The following is a 19,006-nucleotide window of genomic DNA, read 5'->3' as shown; positions in this document are numbered from 1 at the left end:
GCGTACCCTGAACGAACGCCCACCCCAGTCCGATGGCGGTGCCGAGGAACAGCACCGCCAGGATGGCGAGGTAGACGAGTTTCCGTTTGAATCTCTCCCGCGCGGTCGACCCCATGGGAACCGCTTCATTCCACGCCCACAAAAGTTGCTAGCAAGTTTCATCTCGCTGTCGAGTGACATAACGGCCTCGTCGATGCGACTCGACGAGCGACCACGCTGAGGACGGATTCCGCTCGTGTCCGGCGGACAGCGCCGCTGCTGGCGGTGTAGAGTCATGGCAGCACTACGGCGACGCCCGGTTCGGACCACTGCGGTCGTCGAAAGGCGGGTGACGCCGGTTACTGCACACGAGTTGGTACGTACGACCGGGTGATAAGTGGTCCGGGACGGCGCTCCGGGGGTATTCCGCCGCCCGAGCGCTGTCCACGTCCGGCTACGGGAGGTATCGGACGCTGAGGACGCCCTCCTCGTCGTCCAGCCGCAACTCGACCCGGCGGGCGCCGGCACGGGCGGCGACGGTTCGGGTGGCCTCGTCGCCGGCCACCTCCGCGGCCGCGTCCGCGACGCTTCCCGGGTCCAGCGTCAGTACGTGGAGCTCGCCCTCCCCGGCACGCTCCCGGCGGGTCACCTCGCCGACGGGCTGGTCGGCGGCGATATCGTAGGCCAGTTCGGTCGGCGGTTCGGGACTGCGCTCGATGCTGAGCGCGCGCTGCGAGGCCACCTCGACGACCTGCCAGGTCACCTCCATCGGCGGCTCGGGCGCGAGCGTCGCCTCGACCACGTCGTCCTCGGCCAGGTCCGGGTTCGACGCGAGCGTGTGGACCTGCCCGCCGTCGACGGCTTTCAGGACGGCGCTGTCCTCGTCGGCGTGCGTGACCACGAACTGGCCGCACTCGGCGTCCGCGGGACCATCGGTCCCGGCCGGCGCCTCGTCGTCCCCGTCGGTCGTCGGCTCGTCGTTCATATCGGGGACTGGCGCTCGCGACTGTTCACCGTTTCGTGCTCGGCTGGCGGCCCGGTCTACACCCCCAGTGCGAGGGCCCCCGGCGTTGTCGGGCGTAGCTCGACTGTTTGACGGACGAGTCCCTCTCCGTTCACGCCGGGGAGGATGTCATAGTCGTAACCGGACCGTCTCGACGAACGCGGTGGCGTCCTCGTCGTCGGGGAGCCGCCAGTCGTTCGTGGCCTCAAGCCCCGCGGTCCCCTGGAACTGGTAGTACGGCTGGGTCGACTCGGTCCAGCGGTAGAACCCGTACACCGCGAGGGCGGCGAAGGCGGCGGCGACGGCGGATGCCGGGGCGACGGAGACGGCCGTGACGCCCATCAGGAGCGCGGGGACCAGCGTGGCCAGCAGGACCGCCGAGAGCGCGGCGACCAGGTAGCGGGTGTCGCGCCCGGCGACGCGGCCGACGCGCTCGATATCGTCGTACGAGAGGGTCTCCGGGTCCGCGTCCGTCGTCGCTGCCGGCACGCGGAGCACGCGCCGGTCCGTACAGCACCACACCCAGTCCCCGTCGTAGCGGGCGTGGACGGCCTCGTCGCCACGGAGGTGACGCTCTATCGGCACGGGGGGAGTGACTCGGCCCGGTCGCATAAATCCGTTCAACGGGTCGCGCCCGGCGCGGTCAGTCCTCGGCCGCCCGTTTTCGGAGATATCGCAGGACGCCGGCCACGTCCCGGTAGGCGGTGGGGGTCTGCCACCGCTCGCCCAGCGCGCCCAGAATCCCGCTGACCCCGTCGTGGTCGGTCCGGAGCGCGTCGATGCGGTCGACGTACTCGGGCAGCACCTCGGCGTAGCGTGCGAGTTCGTCGTCCGCGGCCCCGTGTTCGCCGGGGCCGAAGTGGCCGTAGCAGTTGACGACCGGGTCCAGCGCCCGTAGCCGTTCGACCGTCTCGAGGTTCGCCTCCAGGTCGAACGACGGCGGCGGGGTGGTCGGCAGCACGCGGCCGTCGTAGTACATCCCCGCGGCGTCGAGCGAGAACAGCGCCCCCGAGGTGCGGTCGAGGGCGGCGTAGTGGTGGGGGGCGTGCCCCGGCGCGTCGACGAACTCGATGCTGCGGTCGTCGAGGGCTAGCGTCTCGCCGCCCGAGACCGACACACACCGGTCGCCGGGGACGACCTCCGGGTCGCCGTACGCATCGGGCATCCCCATCGCCGTCTCGGTGCTCTCTTTCAGTCGCGTCAGTCGCTCCGCGTCGGTCAGGTACGGTTCCCCCCGTTCGTGGACGTAGATGGTCGCGTTCGGGCAGGTCCGTGCGAGGTCGCCTGCGCCACCCGCGTGGTCGAGGTGGACGTGCGTGACGAGAATCGCTTCCACGGCCGTCGGGTCGATGTCGAGGTCGGCCATCGCCGCTCGGATGCGGTCGGTCGTGTCCGCGGCCCCACAGTCGATTACGACCGGCGCCTCCCCGGCCACGAGGTACGAGGAGAGCGCGGTCGGTTCGCCGTGCAACAGGTGGTCGACGGCGTACGTGTCCGGACAGCCCGGGACCGCGATGGGCCCGGGGGCGTCGTCCGTGGTCGTCGCAGCGTCACCGGTATCCCGCTCTGCCATACCCGGCGTACGGGAGACCGGGACTTGATACCCTCGGCGGGCGGAGGGCCGGGCGTGCTTCCGCCGCTGGCCGTGGACATCGACGGGACGCTGACCGACGACGAACGGGCGCTCGACCCCCGGATACTGCCCCCACTCCGGGAGTGGGCCGCCGAGGCCCCAGTCGTCGTCGCGACGGGGAAGGCACTCCCGTACCCCGTCGCACTCTGTGAGTTCCTGGGCGTGCCCAAACGCGTCGTCGCGGAGAACGGCGGCGCCGTCTACGTCGACCACGAGCGGGAGGGCGACGGCGAGCTGCGGTTCACGGGCGACCGCGAGGCCGCCGCGGCCGTCGCCCGCGAGTACGAGGCCGAGGGGTACGACGTGGGCTGGGGGCCGACGGACTTCGTCAACCGCTGGCGGGAGACGGAGTTCGCCGTCGCGCACGACTCCCCGCTGGAGCCGCTGGAGCGCATCGCCGACGACCACGGGATGCACGTCTTCGACACCGGCTTCGCCTACCACGTCACCTCTCCCGACGTGGACAAGGGACGGGGACTGGGAGCCGCCGCGGCCGCCCTCGACCTCGAGCCGGACGCGTTCGTCGCGGTCGGTGATTCGGAGAACGACGCCGCGATGCTGGCGCTCGCCGGCCGCTCGTTCGCGGTCGCCAACGCCGACACCGCGGCCCGTGCCGCTGCCGACACGGTCTGTGAGGGTTCGTACGGCGACGGCTTCCTCGAGGCCATCGAGACGGTCCGCGAGTCGTTCACCGAGTGAGGCGTTCGCGGGGTGTCGACCGGGTGCGCGTTCGACGGGGGGTCTCGCACGGCGCGTTCCCCGTCAGCGGCGCGCTGGTTGGTGAAATCGGTCTTTTATCGTGCGCCAGGTATAACGCCCCGGCGGCGCTCGCCCCGAGCGTACGGTCCCCAGCCTCGGGGTGAGGTATCTCGACCGCCCTCCACGCGTCGGGTTCCCACACCGTGTCCACGCCTCCCCCGTCAGCAGCGGTGTGAGCGACAGCAACGAACATGTCCGAGACAGACGACCGACTCTCCAGACGGCGATTCCTGCAGGCGACCGGCGGTGCCGCAGCGGCGGCGACGGTCGCCGGGTGTAGTTTGAACGACGACGGCGGTGACGGCACCGGCGGCGATGCCACGCCGACGATGTTCGAGACGGGTACCGAGCCCAGTGACGGTGATACGGGTGGCACCCTCCAGCTCATCAACGACACCATCACCACCTTCGACCCCATCGCGGCGACGGACACGGCCAGCGGCCGTGTCATCCGGCAGCTGTTCGAGGGACTGACGAAGTACCCCAACGGCGAGCAGAAGCCGGTGAACCAGCTCGCGACGAACATCGAGGTGAGCGAGGACTTCACCACCTACACCGTCTCCATCGCGGAGGAGGTGACCTTCCACGACGGGTCGGAGCTGACTGCCCAGGACATCATCTACTCGTGGGAGCGGCTGGCCCAGTCCGAGAACTCCAATCGGCAGTACTTCATCCTCGACAGCCTCGGCGTCGCACACGAGACCCAGGACGGGAGCTACGTGCCCGGGAGCATCGAGGTGGCGGCGACCGGTGACCACGAACTCGAGATCCAGCTCGCCGAGCCGTTCCACGACTCGCTGCAGATGCTGGCCTACTCCTCGTTCGCGGTCGCTCCCGAGGGAATCGTCGGGGATATCGAGGGGTACGAGGGCGAGATGAGCCAGTCCGAGTTCGCCACCGCCAACCCCATCGGCACCGGGCCGTTCCAGTTCGTCGAGTGGACGGAGGGCGACCACGCCGAGGTCGAGGCCTACGGCGACTACCATCGTGATGGGCTCCCCTACCTCGACGGCATCTACTGGGCCGTCATCGAGGAGGACCAGCCTCGCTACACCTACTCGACCAACAAGAACACCAACATCCTCGAGATTCCGACCTCGAAGTACAGCCGGGACAAGGTGACGGTCGTCGAGGAGACGGATTCCGGCCAGGAGCTCGGGTTCTACGGTCCACTGGACTCCGGCGAGGCCTCCGGTGAGAACGTCCGCTACGTCCGGTCGCCGACGCTGACGACCTACTACATCGCGTTCAACGCCAAGCAGACGCCCAAGCCGGTCCGGCAGGCCGCTGCCTACGCCCTCAACCGCGAGGATGTCGTCGAGAGCGTGTTCAAGAACCGCTACCAGCCGGGGTACAACCTGACGCCGCCGGGCATCTACCCGGGCGGCGCGAGCGCCTACAACAGCGACGTCGAGGAGAACTACCCGTACGGTATCGGCGAGACCCGTATCGACGACGCCAAGCAGGTCATGGAGGACGCCGGCTACGGCGAGGACGACCGGTTCGACCTGACCATCAACGCGTACAACTCGGGGGCGTTCCAGCAGCTCGCCAACGGGCTGCGCGACAAGCTCTCCTCGGCGTACATCAACATCACCGTGGAGCCGACGGACTTCTCGACCATCATCGAGAAGGGAAACCAGGGGACACTCCAGTGTTACACGCTGGGGTGGCTGGCCGACTGGCCCGCGCCGGACAACTTCCTCCAGCTGATGGCGCCGGCACTCACCGACGTCGACGAGCTGGGGTCGGCCGCGACGACCTACACGGACTGGGACGACGCCGACACCCAGGCCAGCGAGGACGCACAGGCCGCCTGGGAGAAGATACAGACCAATCAGGGCCCCACCGAGGAGGCTCAGCAGGCCCGCGACGAGGCCGCCGTGACGATGGAGCAGGCCAACTGGGAGGACGTCATCCTTCTGAACGTCGCCCATGCCGCCGACGAGCGGTTCTGGTACCCGAACACGCACGTCGCGCCGTTCGGCGCGATGGGGTCGTCGCGACAGGTCCACGACACCACCTGGAAGGACGGCGGCGGCGAGTAGGCGCCCGCCCGCCCGAGACGGCGCTGCCACCGAGGCCCCCGCCGGCGCGCTCGCCCAGCCACAGCACGTCGATTCACCGTGTCAGGCGCGTCGCTGCCCGCGACGCGTCACTTCCGCTTCCGACCGCTCCCGCCCAGCGGCGCCTACATCATACGGGACTTCTCGCTCACGTCGAACCGGTGGAGTTCGACGTCGCCGGCGACGAACTCCGGAATGTGGCCCTGGAACGCCTCGAAGTGGTCGCTCCCCATGTGTGACTGGACGGCATCGTCGTCCTCGTACTGCTCGAAGATGCGTAGCGTCGTATCGTCCTCCACGTCGAGCGCGACGCGGTAGTCGATGACGCCGTCCTCCTCGCGGGACTGCTGGGCCAGTTCGGTGGCGGCCTCGATGGCGGTGTCGCGGCTGTCGGGGTCGATAGGGATGCTCGCGTTGAGTACGATCATGCGGCTATCGGGTCGACTGGGGCGACCAAAAAGCTACCCCGCGCGGACACACGCCACGAACCGCGGCGTCAGTCGCTGATGCCCTGTTCGTCGCTCTCGACGGGTGGTGCGGACCGCGCTGCGACGCCGGTCTGCTCGCCGGCCTCGTGTGGCGCGCCCGCCCGTCGGATATGCTCGGCCTCGAAGTGCGCCACGGACGCCTCGTAGCGCGACCGCTCGGCGGACACCTGGATGTCGGTCCCACAGTACTGGCAGGTGATCGACTCGCCGGCGGTGTCGCCCATGCCAGTCTCCATCATGTGGACTCGCAAAGGGATGGTGCCGGTACGCCCCGGGGGTATTTATGCAGCGTCAGACGCCTGTGGAACGATGCTGTGTCCGACCGTCTCGGGGGTTCGCGGGTCCGTTCCCGTGTCCCGGTTCCCTGTCAGTTCCCCGCGTCCCGGTCCCCTTCCGTTCGGGAGTGCGACCCGGCGGCGAGCTCACCGCTCGCCCGCCCGCGGGACACAGCGGGCCGGTTCCGGATGTGCTCGGTCTCGAAGTGCGACGTGAACACCTCGAAGCGGCTTCGCTCGGCGGGAACGTCGACGGCGGTGCCGCAGTAGTGACACGGGACCGTCTCGCCAGCACTGTCTCCCATGATACTCCGTACCGAGCACCAGGGCAAAGGGGTACTGCCGGTGCCGTCCGGGTGTATTTACGATGAACTCACGGTGTGGAAGGATAGACCGTTCCGGCGTCGGCAGCCCACCCTTCCCGATGCCCCCGTGGTGGCCGGCAGCGGCGGCGATGGAACGGCACTGTGCCCGGTGGTCGGGCGGGGCCCCAGTGTTACGCGGGCCTACGCCAGTTTTTATATCGACAGCGGGCGTCGTCGTGGACGACGGGACCAGGTCCCGGTATCATCGATGGTTTCCTCCGATTCGCCCTTCTCCCTTCCCGACACCGTGCTCCAGCGGGCCTCCGTCGCGGGGCTCGGCTTCCTGCTGTTGTGCCTCTCGCTGGCCAACATCGCCGTGAGCTCGGCGCCGTTCTGGCTCCGGCTGGTCGAATCCGGGCTTCCGGTCGGGCTGTCGCTGTTCTTCCTCGCCTTCGGCGTCGTGCTCTGGGAGCGCGGCACCGACCCCGAGGATATGCTCCTCATCAGCGCGTGGGGGTTCAGCGGCGCCGTCGTGACGGGGGCGCTCGCGGTCTGGCTACTCGCGGTACTCACGTTCCAGCGCGAGAGCGTCACGGACCCCATCTTCATGGTCGCTTCCTCGGCGACCGTCGGTGCCACGTTCGGCGGCGCCGCGGGCTACTACCACGCCCAGCTCCAGCAGACGACCGCCGAACTCCGCCAGCGCAACGTCCGTCTCGACGAGTTCGCCTCCATCGTCAGCCACGACCTCCGCAATCCGCTCGGGGTCGCCAGCGGCGGCCTCCAGCTCGCGAAGGAGACCGGCGACGAGGCGGACTTCGAGCGCGTCGAGCAGGCCCACCGGCGGATGGATCAGATGATCGGTGAACTCCTCACACTCTCCCAGGAGGGACGCGACGTGACCGATCTCAAGCCGGTCTCGCTGGAGCGGACGGTCGAACGGGCCCGCAACACGGTCGACGCCGACCTCGGGGTGGTCGTTACCGACGAGACGAAGCTCCGTGCCGACCCCGAGCGCCTCACGGCCCTCTTCGAGAACCTGCTCCGAAATGCCCACGAGCATGCCGGCCCCGACCCGACGGTCACGGTCGGCGCGCTCCCCGGGGACGAGGGCTTCTACGTGGCCGATGACGGCCCCGGCATCCCGCCCGACGAACGCGACGAGGTGTTCAATCAGGGGTACACGACCGCCTCCGGCGGAACCGGTATCGGTCTCGCCATCGTCCGGCGCATCGCCGACGCCCACGGCTGGCAGGTGGCAGTGACCGAGAGCGAGGACGGCGGGGCGCGGTTCGAGTTCCGCGTCTGAGAACGATTCCTCCGACGCGACGCTGTTCCGTCGACGTTAGCCCACGCGTCAGTCGGCGTTCGAGTCCGAGCGCCCCGGTGGCGTCAGGTCGCGGCCGAACTCGTCGACGGCCTCGAACTCTCCGGTCAGGTCGTCGTCGAGCTGCCGTTCCGCGGCCCGGTTCTCCAGCGGACCGGGCTCGTGGGCGACCGTCTCCCAGCCGGGCTTCACCTTCACGCTCTCTGCGGGCGCCCCGACCGCGATGTGGTGGTCGGGCACGTCCCCCCGGACCATCGCGCCCGCCCCCACCATCGCGTTCGTCCCGACGCGACAGCCGGCGTTCACCATCGAGTCGTAGCCCAGCCGCGCGTCGTCGTCGACCACCGTCCGGTAGTTGGTCACGTCGGACTGGTCGACCACGTCGTGGCTGTGGGTATGGAGGTGGCTGCGGTCCGCGATGGAGACCCGGTCGCCGATGACCAGTTCTCCGCGGTCGTCCAGCAGCACGTCGTTGTGGACGACCACGTTGTCCCCCATCACGATGTTGTGGCCGCACTGGATCTTGATGCCGCCGAACAGCCGGACGTCCTCGCCGACCTCCGCGAACAGGTGCGAGGCCAGCAGCCGGCGGAACGGCAGCGCGAACGCGATGTTGTTCGCCAGCGGGGACCCGTCGAAGCCGCGCCAGAGGTAGTTCAGGTACTTCGCCTCCCGGAGTTCCTGGAGCTCCTGTTCGGCCCAGTGTTCGGACTCGGTGAGCGCGTTCCGCGGGTCGTAGCTCGCCGCCCGCGCCCGTTCGAGCGGTGCCTGCGACCGGCCCGCGAGGTAGCGCTCGTACGCCCGCCGGTCGCCGTGGAGCTCCGCCAGCAACTCGCCCACGACGGCACCCGTGGGGTCGTCGGAGGAGAGCCGCCGGTCGGCGAACGCGACCGCCTGGTCGATGCGCGCCTGGACCTCCGGGGGCAGTTCGACGTGGCGCTTCGTCATTCCTCGCCCCCGGTCGACTCACCGCACGCGACGCAGACGCTCGCCTGCTCGGTCGGGTCCCACGAGAGGGACCCCTCGGCGCAGTGCTCGCAGGGCAGGTACGATGCTGACTGAACACCCGTGTTGGCAGGGGCGGACATCTTGTCCTGTTTTTCACTCGAACACAGGATAAAGGTTTGCAGAAAGGCACTCTAGACTGTATAAGGTGTATGAATGTATTGAGCAAGTGGTGGCTGGTGGTTGTTCGTCAATCTGTCCGCGGCTCGGTTCGAGCGGGCGCCCACCGTCGGTGGCCGGCTGATTGATGTATCCTGCTCTGCCCTTCGAAATGCTACATTCTCGTAGAATGCCAGAAATATTTGGATTATTCGCCGTACACGATAGAAATCGCGAAAACCAACTCCTCACGGACTGTCCTCCTGCCATGCTGCCGGTCGAGATGTCGCCGAGCGTGCGGAACTGCCACGCCAGTACCTCCGGAACAGACTGCCCCAAGGTACAAGGTTTTACACTGGGTTTTACCTCGTATGGGGACCGGCACCGACGACGAGAGCAGCGACCCACGGACCACCCGTGTCTCGGAGAAGGGCCAGACGACCATCCCGAAGGAGTTCCGCGACGAACTCGGGGTCGAGGCCGGTGACGAGGTCGAGTGGTACCGCACCGAGGATGGACTCGTCATCAGGAAGCACATCGAGAGCGGTCGTGGCGCCCTCCTGAGCAACGAGGACGAGGAGACGCGGCGGGCGGTGTTCGAAGACCTCGCCGAGCAGAACCGGCGTGACCGCGGGTCTGCCGCGTGGAACACAGGCGAATGAAGCGGTACACCGCCGATACGAACGCGCTGCTCGGGTACCTCGTCGACGTACTCCCGGCGGCTGCCGAGAACGTGTTCTCCCGGGCCGAACGGGGGACGGCCGTGGTCGAGGCCCCGGATGTCGTCTTCGGCGAGGTGTTCTACCGATTGCGCGGCGGGACCGACGTCAGCGGTGTCGATCTCGACCTGACGCCGGCCGAGAGCTGGCGGAACCTCCACGTCAACGGCCCCGTGAATGTCGCGAGTCTCGACGCTGCCTCGATGTCGGAGCTCATCCAGCTCGTCGAGGAGTACTCGCTTCACGACGCGATGCTCGTCGCGAACCATACGGCACGCGGCACGGACGCCATCGTCACTCGTGACCCCGACCTCGGGGACGTGCGGAACGTCACGACGCTCTGGGATTGAGACGGCGTGTCGGGAGACCAGTGCTGTCGCTCTCCGAAGCAACGTCCGAGATGAATTGGCTGGGGAGGTCAGCGCCTCGGGCGGAGGCCCGGTATGGGCCAAACCGGATTATCACCGGTGACTCGCCGCAAGAGCGCGTCTACCGCCAAAACGCGCTCGCGGCGAGAAAAGTCCCGGTCCGAGAAGTGCGCTCTCGGATGTCTGAGGCTCCGGGTGTGTAGTCCGGGAGGCTGGTTCCTTCGTATACGGCTTCTGGAAGATTACCGAAATGTCAGGACTCGACCCCATCGCCCCGGCCGAGGCGAAGCAGATGTATCTCCAACAGCGGAAGCAAGAGGTATCAGAATCGACCATTCAGGCACATCACTACCGCCTGAAACACTTCGTGCGCTGGTGCGAGAACGTGGAAAACGTGGAGAACTTGAACACGTTGAGCGGGCGTGACCTCCAGCGATACAAGATGTGGCGGCGGGAGGACGGCGACCTCAACAACGTCACGATGGTCACGCAGTTGTCCACGCTTCGCGTCTTCCTGAAGTGGTGCGAGAAGATCGACGCGGTGGAGCCGGGAACTTTCGAGAAGGTGCTGCTGCCATCGCTCGCCACCAACGAGGACCGACGAACGGCGATGCTCGACGGGGAGGCGGCCGAGAAACTCATCAACTATCTCCAGCAGTTCGAGTTCGCTACCCGTACGCACGCACTCGTCCAGCTCCTCTGGCACACTGGTCTGCGAATCGGTGCGGCTCACAGCCTCGACATCAAGGACTATGACCGCGAGAATCAACACGTTGAGGTGCGGCACCGGCCCGAGAAGGGAACCCGACTCAAGAACAAGGAAGCCGGCGAGCGGATTGTCACGCTGTCTCCGGATGTCTGTGACACCCTGGATGCCTATCTGGAGTACAACCGCGTTGAGGCGAAGGACGACCACGGACGCCGCCCGCTGTTCACCAGTCGGCACGGACGCGTGGCTAAGAGTTCACTGCGGGACAGCATCTACCGAGTCACGCGGCCTTGCAAATACACGGGGGAGTGTCCCCACGACCGCGACCTGGACTCCTGTGAGGCCCTGGAGACGAACAAGGCGAGTACCTGCCCCTCGAGCGTCAGCCCGCACGCGATTCGGCGCGGGTCGATTACGCATCATCTGGCACAGGACGTTCCAGACAAGGTGGTCAGCGACCGGATGAACGTCAGTCTTGACGTGCTGGAGAAGCACTACGACCGGCGGAGTGAGGAGGAGAAGGCAGATCAGCGGAGGGACTATCTGAAGGGAATCTAAGTAACAACTTTGAAAATTATAAATATATTGGCATTTTTTGGCGGGGCGAATCACCACCTCGTATACCTCCATTTCGAGTGTTATGAGTTCAAGTCCTCTTGAACCCTACATTCGGGAATACACTTTTCTGATTTTGGGATAGTATGGAATATAATGGCCCGGAGACAGCCAAATACGGAGGTCGTTAATTGCGGATACTGTGGTGGTACGGGGGTAGAAGGAACTGGTAAGTGCCCTGCGTGTGGCGGTAGCGGACGTCACAAGTTTCAACTCCGACAGGGGGAGCAGCTTGTGAGGTGCCGCCCCTGTAATGGTAGCGGAGCTCACGGCGTTAATCTCTGTTCGCAGTGCAGCGGTTCTGGTTGGGATGTGATATAAGCCCATATTTTCCAATTTTCGAATCCTTCGTTTTGGATTCAGAGTAAGCCCTAATAATCAGAATCCGGATTGCAGAATTATGTCTTCAGGACTGGATTCCCCCTCTCGGGAGGAGATCTACGACAAACACAATATGCCGAGGGCTGGAAGGTGGTTCGTCGCGTATCTACTGCCAATCCTTGAGATGGTGATTGAGGTTGATGACGGTATTGAAACTAAGACCGAGGATGAAGCATTAGCCGAGATTGCTCTGTGGAAGGCATTCGACAACGAACCGAAAACAAGGCCGTTCGTTTTGCTGACCAGTATTTTATTGTTCTATGATTATCTATATCATCTTCCGTTTGGAGCGTATGGCCTCTTTATTGTCGGATTAGCCACTTTGATTGGATTGACTGCAAGCATCCGAGGACGACGGATGCTGGCCGCAGACTATGCTCAGGTAACAGATGAGGATGGTATCCCAGCAAGCCTCCGATTCAGGGCCATCACCGTGGCAAGTTCCACTGTCTCTCTCGTTTTTGTGGCAATCGGTATATCTGTTCAGATGATGGCTACGTCGGGATTGGTGGATTCAGAGCTTTTACACCAGAACAAGATGACTGGTAGTCAGCTCCCTCCTATTGCGACAATTGCGGTTATCCTACTCGGTCTATACGTCTACGGTCTATTTCGTAGATGACCAGATGCAGTCCTATTGTATCAATTGAGAACTTCTGCCGTGGGCTAATCCAAAGTAGCCGACTGCGTTGAGGTGCGGGAGTCTGCTGGTTCAACTCGGCAGGACAGACAAGTTTCTAATGAGGATTGTTACACCGAGATGAATTGGCTGGGGAGGTCTGACGCCCCCGAGCGCCGTCGGCCAAAGACCGCCGGCGCCGGATATGGGCCAAACCGGATTTGAACCGGTGACCTCCCGGTTATCAGCCGAGCGCTCGTACCTGACTGAGCTATTGGCCCAGGTAGGCGCACTCGGTGGTACTGTCGTCGATTGTTTAAGCATTACCTTTCCGAGCGCGGGGTCCCCTTTCCGGTCAGTCGAACCCCACGTTCCGGACTTCAACCCGGACGCCGCCAGCCTCGCTCTCGGCGAGCGACAGGTCCCAGCCGTGGGCGTCGGCGATGCGCCGGACGATGGTGAGGCCGAACCCGGTCCCGCCCTCGCTCGTGGAGTAGCCCGGGTCCAGGACGGCTTGACGCTCGTCGGACGGGATACCGCAGCCGTTGTCGGCCACGTAGAAGCCCGCATCGTCCGGCAGGCAGCCGACGGTGACGGTGATATCGGCCGCCGTGTCGTCGTCCGTGCCGTGTGTCACGGCGTTGTGAACGAGGTTCTCGAGGAGGCGCTGGAGCCGGGGGGCATCGGCCCGGACGTGCCGGTCGGTCTCGACGGTGAGCGTCGCGTCCCCCGTGTCGACGTGCTTCCAGCTCGCCGATACGACATCCGTCAGCGGGACCGGAGTGGGGGCCTCGACGGACTCGCCCTCGCGGCCGAGTGTCAGGAGCTCCTCGATGAGTGCGTCCATCCGGTCGTGGGCCCGTTCGACGGGCTCGAGGTGGTCGGAGTCACACTCCTCCTGGACCAGTTCGAGGTGTCCCTCGGCCACGTTCAGCGGGTTGCGGAGGTCGTGGCTGACGATGGAGGCGAACTCGTCGAGGCGCTCGTTGCGCGACTCCAGTTCGCGCTCGTTGCGCCGGCGCTCCGAGATATCGCGGGCGATACCACAGAAGCCCCAGGGCTCGCCGTCATCGTCGGTGAGCGCCCGGCCCCGGAACTCGTAGGGGACCCTCGAACCGTCGGCCATGACGAGGCCGGCCTCGACGTGGGAGCGACCGGTCTCGTAGATCTCCTGGATGGAGTCCGCGACGCGCTCGACGTCCTCGTCCGCGATGAAGTCGAGCGGTCCCATCTCGGCCAGTTCCTCGTCCGCGTAGCCCGAGACGACCGTCGCCCGGTCGTTCCACTCGATGAAGTTCCCCCCGTGGTCGAAGACGTAGACGATGTCGTCGAACGCGTCCATGATGGTCTCGGTGAACGCGCGCTGCTCGCGGAGTTCCTGTTCGCGCTCCTTGGGCTCGGTGATGTCCGTGATGAACCCCTCCAGCGCCACCGTGTCGACGGTCTGGCGCTCGGCGTCGGCTCCCTCGCGGTTGAGAGCGTCGGCCCACGGCGCGTCCGCCACGTCGACGGCTCGGCCGCGCTCCCACATCCACCGCACCTCGCCGTCGGCGTCGACGATGCGGTAGGTGAGTTCGAACGGTTCGCCGCTCTCGACGGCGTCCTGTACCGTCTGCCATGCCATCTCCTGGTCCTCGGGGTGGAGGACGTCCTCACCCCACGAGATGTCGCCGTCCTCGATGGCGGCGGCGGGGTAGCCGACCAGCTGTTCGCACTCCCCGGCCACGTAGCTCATCGGCCAGGCCGGCGCGTTCTCGCAGCGGTAGACGATGCCGGGAAGGTTGCTGATGAGCGTCTCGAGCCGGCGGTTGCGCTCCTCCAGTGCCCGCTCGGAGCGGTAGCGCTCGACGGCCTTCTGGATGCGGTTGGCCAGCAGCGCGAACCGTTCGGTGCCGCCCCCCTTCTGCAGGTAGTCGGTGACGCCCGCGGTGATTGCCTCGCTGGCGACCTCCTCGCTCCCCTTGCCCGTGAACAGGACGAACGGCAGGTCGGGGTGGCGCTCGCGAACCCGTTCGAGGAACGTCAGCCCGCTGGTGCCGGGCATATCGTAGTCGCTCACGATACAGTCGAACGACTCCCGGTCGAGGATGGCCGTCGCCTCGTCGACGCTCGTCGCCGTCGTCACGACGAGGGCGTCGCTCTCGCGTTCGAGGAACTCCGCCGTCAGTTCGAGGAACGCCTGGTCGTCGTCGACGTGGAGTACCCGTCTCGGGTCGCTCGGCGAGTCCATCGCAGGTATCCGTACGGTTCCCCGTCGCCGCTGAAATACCTGTGGGCGGGGAGGTCGCCTACCGGCTCTCCGGCCCCGGAGCGCGGGCAGACCTCCTCAGAGCAGTCCCTGCGTGCCGATGCCCACCACGCGCTCGGTGCTGGTCGTGCCCGCGACCGCGGTCCAGCCCGCGTCCCGGTACTGCTCGGTTCCGCGTGCCTGGACGGGCCCGAAGGTGTACTTGCCCGTGCCGTCGGCGTCGCTGGGGGCCTCCACGAAGTAGTCTGCGCGGAGCCGGCCCCCCTCGTCGTCGGGCGCTGACGGGTCGAGGTAGACGTACTTCGTCCCGGTCCCCTCGGGGCCGGGTTCGACACGCTCGACCTCGCCACCGACCACGGTCCACGCCGCCGGAATCCGGTCGCGCAGTTCGACCGCATCGTTGGCCTCGGTGACCTCGACGGTCATCTGGTTCGTGCTGCCGGCGGTGAAGAGGCTGCCGTCGTCGGTCCGGCGGCCGGCCACCGCGAGCCGTTGTGGCGTCGTCGGCCCGCTGGGCGTCCCCTCGACCTGCGTCGGGCGGCCGCGGCTGTCCTTGACGATGGAGAACTCGTCGACGACCCGGACGGCGTCCCCGGTCGGGTCGAAGTCGTCGGTCAGGGGCGTGGATTCGTCCAGGTCCTGGGCCGCGAGCGGCGGCGCCGCGACGTACTGCACGTCGATGGATCCCTCGTCGATGTCCAGCCGGGTGATGCCGAAGAACTCGCCCGTCGTCGTGTCCATGTACTTCTCCTTCACGCCGAGCGGGTAGTGGCTCACGCCGCCGGTCCCGTTGACGATGAAGGTCGTCCCGTGTGGGTCCTCCTCGTCGAACGGCAACTCGAGGCCCTCGGCGGCCTCTGCCGGCGGCGGGGCGCTCTCCCCGGCGGGCGTCCGCGCCGGGGCTCGGCGCTCCGAGTAGGTCAGCAGGTCGTCGGTGTGCCGGATGGGCTTCGTGCGCTCGTAGACGTGGTTGTCCCCGTGGAGCACGAGGTCCACGTCGTACTCGTCGAAGATGGGGCCCCAGCGTTCCTGCAGGTCCCGCCGCGGCTCGTGGTCCGGCGAGGTGGTCCAGAGCGGACCGTGGAAGGTGACGATCTTCCATTTCACGTCCTCGTCGTCCTCGGCACGCTGGAGCGCCGACCGCATGTACCGCTCCTGGACCGCCCCGTAGGTGAGTCCCTGCTCGGTCTCGCAGCGGGGGTCGTACAGCGGGACGAACTCCTCGGCCCGCGCGAGGTCGCCGCAGGCGTCCGCCGTCGTGTTCAGCCCCATGATGAAGGCGTTCTCGTAGACGATGTCCCACCACCGCTGCTTCGAGACGACGTCGATGTCGGGGTCGTAGATGGGCATCGCGTCGTTGAGCCGCCGGTCGTACTGGACCATCCCGGTCCCGACCTCGGCCTCGTGGTTGCCCGGGACCGTCATGAACGGGGTCGCGGGGCGGTCCGCGGTCCCGCCGTAGTAGTCCTCGTGGACGTCGAAGTACAGCTCCCACGTCGAGGGCTTCCCGTTGGAGTAGGAGATGTCACCCGACAGCAGCTGCATATCGGGGTCGAGCGCCTCGGCGATGGCCATCACCATCCGCGGATGGGCGTCGCCGGGCCGCTGGCCGGGGTTGTCGGGGTCGGCGGCGCCGTGGTCGCCGACCTGCGTGATGGTGAACCCGTCCGTCCCCGTGTCCCCGTCGTAGCTGGGCGCGGTCCGGAAGCGCCGTCGTTCCGAGGACGTCCCGTTCAGTTCGACCTCGTAGGCGTACGCCGTGTCGGGCGCGAGCCCCGTCAGCGTGGCTGTGTACGCCATCGCGTCCCTGCCGGGGACGGGCCGGCCGGTCGCGCTCGTGGTCGTGTCGAGGTCGCCCGGCTCGCCGTAGCGCACGGTCGCCCCGGTCGCGGCGGGCGCGCCGGTGAACGCGACGGTCATCATGCTTGTCGGCTCCTGCCCGCAGGCGACGTGGATGCCCTGCGGCCCGTCGCCGATGCCGGCCTCGGCCGCCCCCGCAGCGCTGGCGATGATGGGCGCCGCACCCAGTGCCGCGCTGCCCCGCAGGACGCCTCGCCGGGAGAGTTGCCCCTGGTCGTCGTCTCGTGCCCCCTCCGACGTTTCCCCGTCCGTGCTGGCTGTGGTGTCGCGCGTCATTGTCAGAGTCCCCGCCCGAATACGTCCTCGATGGGGTCCGGGATACCGTTCCTGTCGCCGTCGCTGCCGGTAGTGCTGCTGCCGGTGTCGTCCGGGTGGCTATCCGTGCCGTCGGCATTGCCGCCGCTCCCACTGCCGTCGCCGCCCTCGTCGCCGGTCACGGCGTTGACAGTCTCGTCGACCGGACCCACTCCGGTCGTCACGTCTGGGGCATCGCTCGCGGTAGTCGAGTCTGCGAACGAGGCCGCGACCCGGTCGCCGATGGTCCCGTCGAGCGGCGGCGAGCGGAACTCCTGCAGCTCGTAGCGGCCCTCGGGGACCCGGTAGCTCCGCAGTAGCTGCTTCGGCGCCTCGGACGAGTCGACCGACCGGTCGACATCGTACGCCGTGTAGGTGAGCGACTGGTCGCTGATGTGGATCGTCGTGTACCCCCAGCGCGAGGAGTTGAACCACTCGATGTGGGGGTTCTGCGTCCGGACGGCCGCGTCGATGGCGTCCTCGGTCGCGTCCGCGGGGAGGCCCCCCGCGCTGGCGAGGTTGTTGCTGGTGATACCGGGCGTCATGAACTCGACGCCGACCCGCGGGCCGCCGACGTACTCGGACTGCTCGGGGTCCTTGTAGTCCTGTTTCAGGTAGCCGGCGACGTAGGTGTGCATGTCGCCCGTGAGCGTGACGTAGTTGTCCACCTCGTCGCGGGCGAGCCGGGCCATGAGAAGATTGCGCTCGGCCTCGTAGCCGTCCCAGGCGTCGTAGTTGAGGTAGAGGCTGTCGATGCCGACGTTGACGACCTTCAGTGCCGCACTCAGCACCTCGTTGCCGTGGAGCTTCCACGTCGCGTCCGTCCCGGTGACGCCGTCGGTGTCGGGCATCGACCCCGGATTGGTGCCCCCGTCGAGGAACCAGCGGTACTGCTCGGTCCCGAGCATCGTCCGGTCGAGGTCGCTCTGGTTGCGCTCGGGCGACGGCGGCGCGGTGTCTCGACCGGTCGCCGCCGATGGGTCGTCGTCGTCCTTCGGCGGCGGCGAGCGGTAGAGCCGCTCGTCGGTCATGAACAGCTCCGCCAGGTCGCCGAACTTGAACGAGCGGTAGAGCCGGAAGTACTGCCGGGCGCTGCTGTCCTCGACCGGCGTCCCGGCCTCGTAGGGGTCCTCGTACTCGACCCGGAGCGGGATGTACTCCAGCATCGCCTTGATGCCACGAGCGTACAGTCGCCGCATCCGCTCGGGGTCGCCCCCGAACGGGTGGCTCCGCGTGTCCGGGTAGCCGTCCTCGGCATCGCCGACCCACCAGCGGTTGTTGATTATCTCGTGGTCGTCCCACGTGTGGATGAGCGTGTGTCGCTCCATCGCGGCCTGCATGTGGTCGTCGCTCCGGTACGTCTGGTGCAGGTGGCGGTAGTCTGCCAGCGTGTGCGTGACGCTGTTCCCGCTGGGCAGTTCGATGTCGCGGCCGGGCTGCTGGGCCTCTCCCGCGTACTCGTAGAGGAAGTCCCCGAGCGAGACGTGGTAGTCGGCGTCCTCCTCGGCGATGTGCGCGAACGCCCCGTAGTAGCCGTGGAGGTAGTTGTTGCAGGAGCTGACCGCCAGCCGCACGTCGTCGACGGGCGCGTCGGGGGCGGGCATCGTGTGGAGCCGCCCGACCGGGCTCGCCGTCGACGGCGCGTCGCCGTCGGTCACGTAGACGAAGCGGTAGAAGTAGTACGTGTCCGGGTCCAGTTCGCCGTCGAGGTCGACACGGACCGTGTGGTCCTGCGCGGCCGACAGTGCCGTCGCGTCGTCGCGTCGTCCGGCCGTCGGAACGGTGAACGTCCGCGCGTCCGTGAAGTCGGCGTCCGCGTTGGCGGCGTCGCCGTCCGTCTCGTCCCCCGTGACCTGCAGGTAGAGCTGTCCGTTCGTGAACGCGGCCAGCTCCTCGTCCATGCGGGTCCAGACGATGGCCCCGCTCGGCGTCGGCCCACCACTCCCGACCGACTGCGGGAACGCGTCGTAGTCGTCGGTCCGGAACTCCGCGGGGACGCTCCCTCCCTCGTTCGGGTCGGTGGGCTCCGCCACCGCGCCCGTGCTGAGCAGCGTCGCGGCCGCGGCGCCTGCGGACGCCGCGCCCGCCGCCTTCAGGATGCCGCGTCGTGTCGTGCTGTGCTCGGCCTCGTCACCACGCCGGTCTGTCATCACTCCGGTATATCGCCCGTATCTGGATAAAATTTCTAGCAAGAAATTCTAAAAATATAGTGTGGTGTTCGGCAGGGGTCCGCCCCGTGGTGGCGGGATGTGTA

General features: G+C 67.0%; 18 protein-coding genes and 1 tRNA gene. 7 read left to right on the top strand and 12 right to left on the bottom strand.

Annotation, left to right across the window (positions count from 1 at the left end; all coding sequences use genetic code 11):
• Window positions 1-433: 433 nt before the first annotated feature.
• The 3 genes from NL115_RS04965 to NL115_RS04955 all read right to left on the bottom strand — a co-directional run bounded on the left by NL115_RS04965 (window position 434) and on the right by NL115_RS04955 (window position 2,555).
• Window positions 434-964, bottom strand: coding sequence for a DUF5812 family protein (locus NL115_RS04965; protein ID WP_254832096.1), 531 nt, complete (start codon window positions 962-964; stop codon window positions 434-436).
• A 147-nt stretch (window positions 965-1,111) separates the two neighbouring features.
• Entirely contained in the window at window positions 1,112-1,567 is a 456-nt protein-coding gene (locus NL115_RS04960; RefSeq protein WP_254832095.1) for a hypothetical protein, read from the bottom strand.
• A gap of 58 nt (window positions 1,568-1,625) precedes the next feature.
• The gene (locus tag NL115_RS04955; protein ID WP_254832094.1) at window positions 1,626-2,555 is read right to left on the bottom strand and encodes an MBL fold metallo-hydrolase; all 930 of its coding nucleotides are present in this window, start codon (window positions 2,553-2,555) and stop codon (window positions 1,626-1,628) included.
• A 54-nt stretch (window positions 2,556-2,609) separates the two neighbouring features.
• On the opposite strand from NL115_RS04955, the gene NL115_RS04950 reads away from it, so the two are divergent.
• Window positions 2,610-3,314, top strand: coding sequence for a phosphoglycolate phosphatase (locus tag NL115_RS04950; RefSeq protein ID WP_254832093.1), 705 nt, complete (start codon window positions 2,610-2,612; stop codon window positions 3,312-3,314).
• A gap of 251 nt (window positions 3,315-3,565) precedes the next feature.
• Entirely contained in the window at window positions 3,566-5,422 is a 1,857-nt protein-coding gene (locus tag NL115_RS04945; RefSeq protein WP_254832092.1) for an ABC transporter substrate-binding protein, read from the top strand.
• A 143-nt stretch (window positions 5,423-5,565) separates the two neighbouring features.
• Here NL115_RS04945 and NL115_RS04940 read toward each other — a convergent pair whose 3' ends face one another.
• The 3 genes from NL115_RS04940 to NL115_RS04930 all read right to left on the bottom strand — a co-directional run bounded on the left by NL115_RS04940 (window position 5,566) and on the right by NL115_RS04930 (window position 6,508).
• Window positions 5,566-5,868 (bottom strand): putative quinol monooxygenase, encoded by a 303-nt coding sequence (locus tag NL115_RS04940; protein WP_254832091.1) that lies wholly within the window; start codon window positions 5,866-5,868, stop codon window positions 5,566-5,568.
• 68 nt (window positions 5,869-5,936) lie between these two features.
• Entirely contained in the window at window positions 5,937-6,152 is a 216-nt protein-coding gene (locus tag NL115_RS04935; protein WP_254832090.1) for a hypothetical protein, read from the bottom strand.
• 143 nt (window positions 6,153-6,295) lie between these two features.
• Window positions 6,296-6,508 (bottom strand): hypothetical protein, encoded by a 213-nt coding sequence (locus NL115_RS04930; RefSeq protein WP_254832089.1) that lies wholly within the window; start codon window positions 6,506-6,508, stop codon window positions 6,296-6,298.
• A 268-nt stretch (window positions 6,509-6,776) separates the two neighbouring features.
• On the opposite strand from NL115_RS04930, the gene NL115_RS04925 reads away from it, so the two are divergent.
• On the top strand, window positions 6,777-7,817 hold the full coding sequence (locus tag NL115_RS04925) for a sensor histidine kinase (protein ID WP_254832088.1): 1,041 nt from the start codon (window positions 6,777-6,779) through the stop codon (window positions 7,815-7,817).
• Window positions 7,818-7,865: 48 nt separating this feature from the next.
• On the opposite strand, the gene NL115_RS04920 is transcribed toward NL115_RS04925, so the two are convergent.
• Window positions 7,866-8,783 carry an acyltransferase gene (locus NL115_RS04920; RefSeq protein ID WP_254832087.1) on the bottom strand — a complete coding sequence of 306 codons (918 nt, stop codon included), beginning with the start codon at window positions 8,781-8,783 and terminating at the stop codon, window positions 7,866-7,868.
• Window positions 8,780-8,923, bottom strand: coding sequence for a hypothetical protein (locus NL115_RS04915; protein WP_254832086.1), 144 nt, complete (start codon window positions 8,921-8,923; stop codon window positions 8,780-8,782). Before NL115_RS04915 ends, NL115_RS04920 begins: the two co-directional genes overlap by 4 nt.
• 387 nt (window positions 8,924-9,310) lie before the next feature.
• Here NL115_RS04915 and NL115_RS04910 point away from each other — a divergent pair, with 387 nt between their 5' ends.
• The 4 genes from NL115_RS04910 (at window position 9,311) to NL115_RS04895 (ending at window position 12,353) form a co-directional block, all read left to right on the top strand.
• Window positions 9,311-9,601, top strand: a complete 291-nt coding sequence (locus NL115_RS04910; RefSeq protein WP_254832085.1) for an AbrB/MazE/SpoVT family DNA-binding domain-containing protein — start codon at window positions 9,311-9,313, stop codon at window positions 9,599-9,601.
• Window positions 9,598-10,008 carry a type II toxin-antitoxin system VapC family toxin gene (locus NL115_RS04905; protein ID WP_254832084.1) on the top strand — a complete coding sequence of 137 codons (411 nt, stop codon included), beginning with the start codon at window positions 9,598-9,600 and terminating at the stop codon, window positions 10,006-10,008. The genes NL115_RS04910 and NL115_RS04905 overlap by 4 nt, the downstream gene beginning before the upstream one ends.
• 268 nt (window positions 10,009-10,276) lie before the next feature.
• Window positions 10,277-11,293 (top strand): tyrosine-type recombinase/integrase, encoded by a 1,017-nt coding sequence (locus NL115_RS04900; RefSeq protein ID WP_254832083.1) that lies wholly within the window; start codon window positions 10,277-10,279, stop codon window positions 11,291-11,293.
• Window positions 11,294-11,750: 457 nt separating this feature from the next.
• The gene (locus tag NL115_RS04895) at window positions 11,751-12,353 is read left to right on the top strand and encodes a hypothetical protein (protein ID WP_254832082.1); all 603 of its coding nucleotides are present in this window, start codon (window positions 11,751-11,753) and stop codon (window positions 12,351-12,353) included.
• A 203-nt stretch (window positions 12,354-12,556) separates the two neighbouring features.
• Here the strand turns inward: NL115_RS04895 and NL115_RS04890 are convergent.
• The 4 genes from NL115_RS04890 to NL115_RS04875 form a co-directional block, all read right to left on the bottom strand.
• A tRNA-Ile gene (locus NL115_RS04890) sits at window positions 12,557-12,631 on the bottom strand.
• 74 nt (window positions 12,632-12,705) lie between these two features.
• On the bottom strand, window positions 12,706-14,580 hold the full coding sequence (locus tag NL115_RS04885; RefSeq protein WP_254832081.1) for a hybrid sensor histidine kinase/response regulator: 1,875 nt from the start codon (window positions 14,578-14,580) through the stop codon (window positions 12,706-12,708).
• Between the two features lie 96 nt (window positions 14,581-14,676).
• Complete coding sequence (locus NL115_RS04880; protein ID WP_254832080.1) at window positions 14,677-16,734, bottom strand: purple acid phosphatase family protein; 2,058 nt, start codon at window positions 16,732-16,734, stop codon at window positions 14,677-14,679.
• A gap of 2 nt (window positions 16,735-16,736) precedes the next feature.
• Window positions 16,737-18,902: an alkaline phosphatase D family protein gene (locus NL115_RS04875; protein WP_254832079.1), complete on the bottom strand. Its 2,166-nt coding sequence runs from the start codon at window positions 18,900-18,902 to the stop codon at window positions 16,737-16,739.
• Window positions 18,903-19,006 lie beyond the last annotated feature (104 nt).

This window comes from Haloglomus salinum (genome assembly GCF_024298825.1).
GTDB lineage: Archaea > Halobacteriota > Halobacteria > Halobacteriales > Haloarculaceae > Haloglomus > Haloglomus salinum.
Note: the sequence above shows the minus strand (reverse complement) of the source record. Positions and strands in the feature narration are given on the sequence as shown.

Excerpts from the sequence above, each read along its gene's own strand:
- NL115_RS04965 (WP_254832096.1), bottom strand. The coding sequence starts at position 964 with ATGAACGACGAGCCGACGACCGACGGGGACGACGAGGCGCCGGCCGGG.
- NL115_RS04955 (WP_254832094.1), bottom strand. The coding sequence starts at position 2,555 with ATGGCAGAGCGGGATACCGGTGACGCTGCGACGACCACGGACGACGCC.
- NL115_RS04945 (WP_254832092.1), top strand. The coding sequence starts at position 3,566 with ATGTCCGAGACAGACGACCGACTCTCCAGACGGCGATTCCTGCAGGCG.
- NL115_RS04940 (WP_254832091.1), bottom strand. The coding sequence starts at position 5,868 with ATGATCGTACTCAACGCGAGCATCCCTATCGACCCCGACAGCCGCGAC.
- NL115_RS04935 (WP_254832090.1), bottom strand. The coding sequence starts at position 6,152 with ATGGGCGACACCGCCGGCGAGTCGATCACCTGCCAGTACTGTGGGACC.
- NL115_RS04930 (WP_254832089.1), bottom strand. The coding sequence starts at position 6,508 with ATGGGAGACAGTGCTGGCGAGACGGTCCCGTGTCACTACTGCGGCACC.
- NL115_RS04925 (WP_254832088.1), top strand. The coding sequence starts at position 6,777 with ATGGTTTCCTCCGATTCGCCCTTCTCCCTTCCCGACACCGTGCTCCAG.
- NL115_RS04920 (WP_254832087.1), bottom strand. The coding sequence starts at position 8,783 with ATGACGAAGCGCCACGTCGAACTGCCCCCGGAGGTCCAGGCGCGCATC.
- NL115_RS04915 (WP_254832086.1), bottom strand. The coding sequence starts at position 8,923 with ATGTCCGCCCCTGCCAACACGGGTGTTCAGTCAGCATCGTACCTGCCC.
- NL115_RS04910 (WP_254832085.1), top strand. The coding sequence starts at position 9,311 with ATGGGGACCGGCACCGACGACGAGAGCAGCGACCCACGGACCACCCGT.
- NL115_RS04905 (WP_254832084.1), top strand. The coding sequence starts at position 9,598 with ATGAAGCGGTACACCGCCGATACGAACGCGCTGCTCGGGTACCTCGTC.
- NL115_RS04900 (WP_254832083.1), top strand. The coding sequence starts at position 10,277 with ATGTCAGGACTCGACCCCATCGCCCCGGCCGAGGCGAAGCAGATGTAT.
- NL115_RS04895 (WP_254832082.1), top strand. The coding sequence starts at position 11,751 with ATGTCTTCAGGACTGGATTCCCCCTCTCGGGAGGAGATCTACGACAAA.
- NL115_RS04885 (WP_254832081.1), bottom strand. The coding sequence starts at position 14,580 with ATGGACTCGCCGAGCGACCCGAGACGGGTACTCCACGTCGACGACGAC.
- NL115_RS04880 (WP_254832080.1), bottom strand. The coding sequence starts at position 16,734 with ATGACGCGCGACACCACAGCCAGCACGGACGGGGAAACGTCGGAGGGG.
- NL115_RS04875 (WP_254832079.1), bottom strand. The coding sequence starts at position 18,902 with ATGACAGACCGGCGTGGTGACGAGGCCGAGCACAGCACGACACGACGC.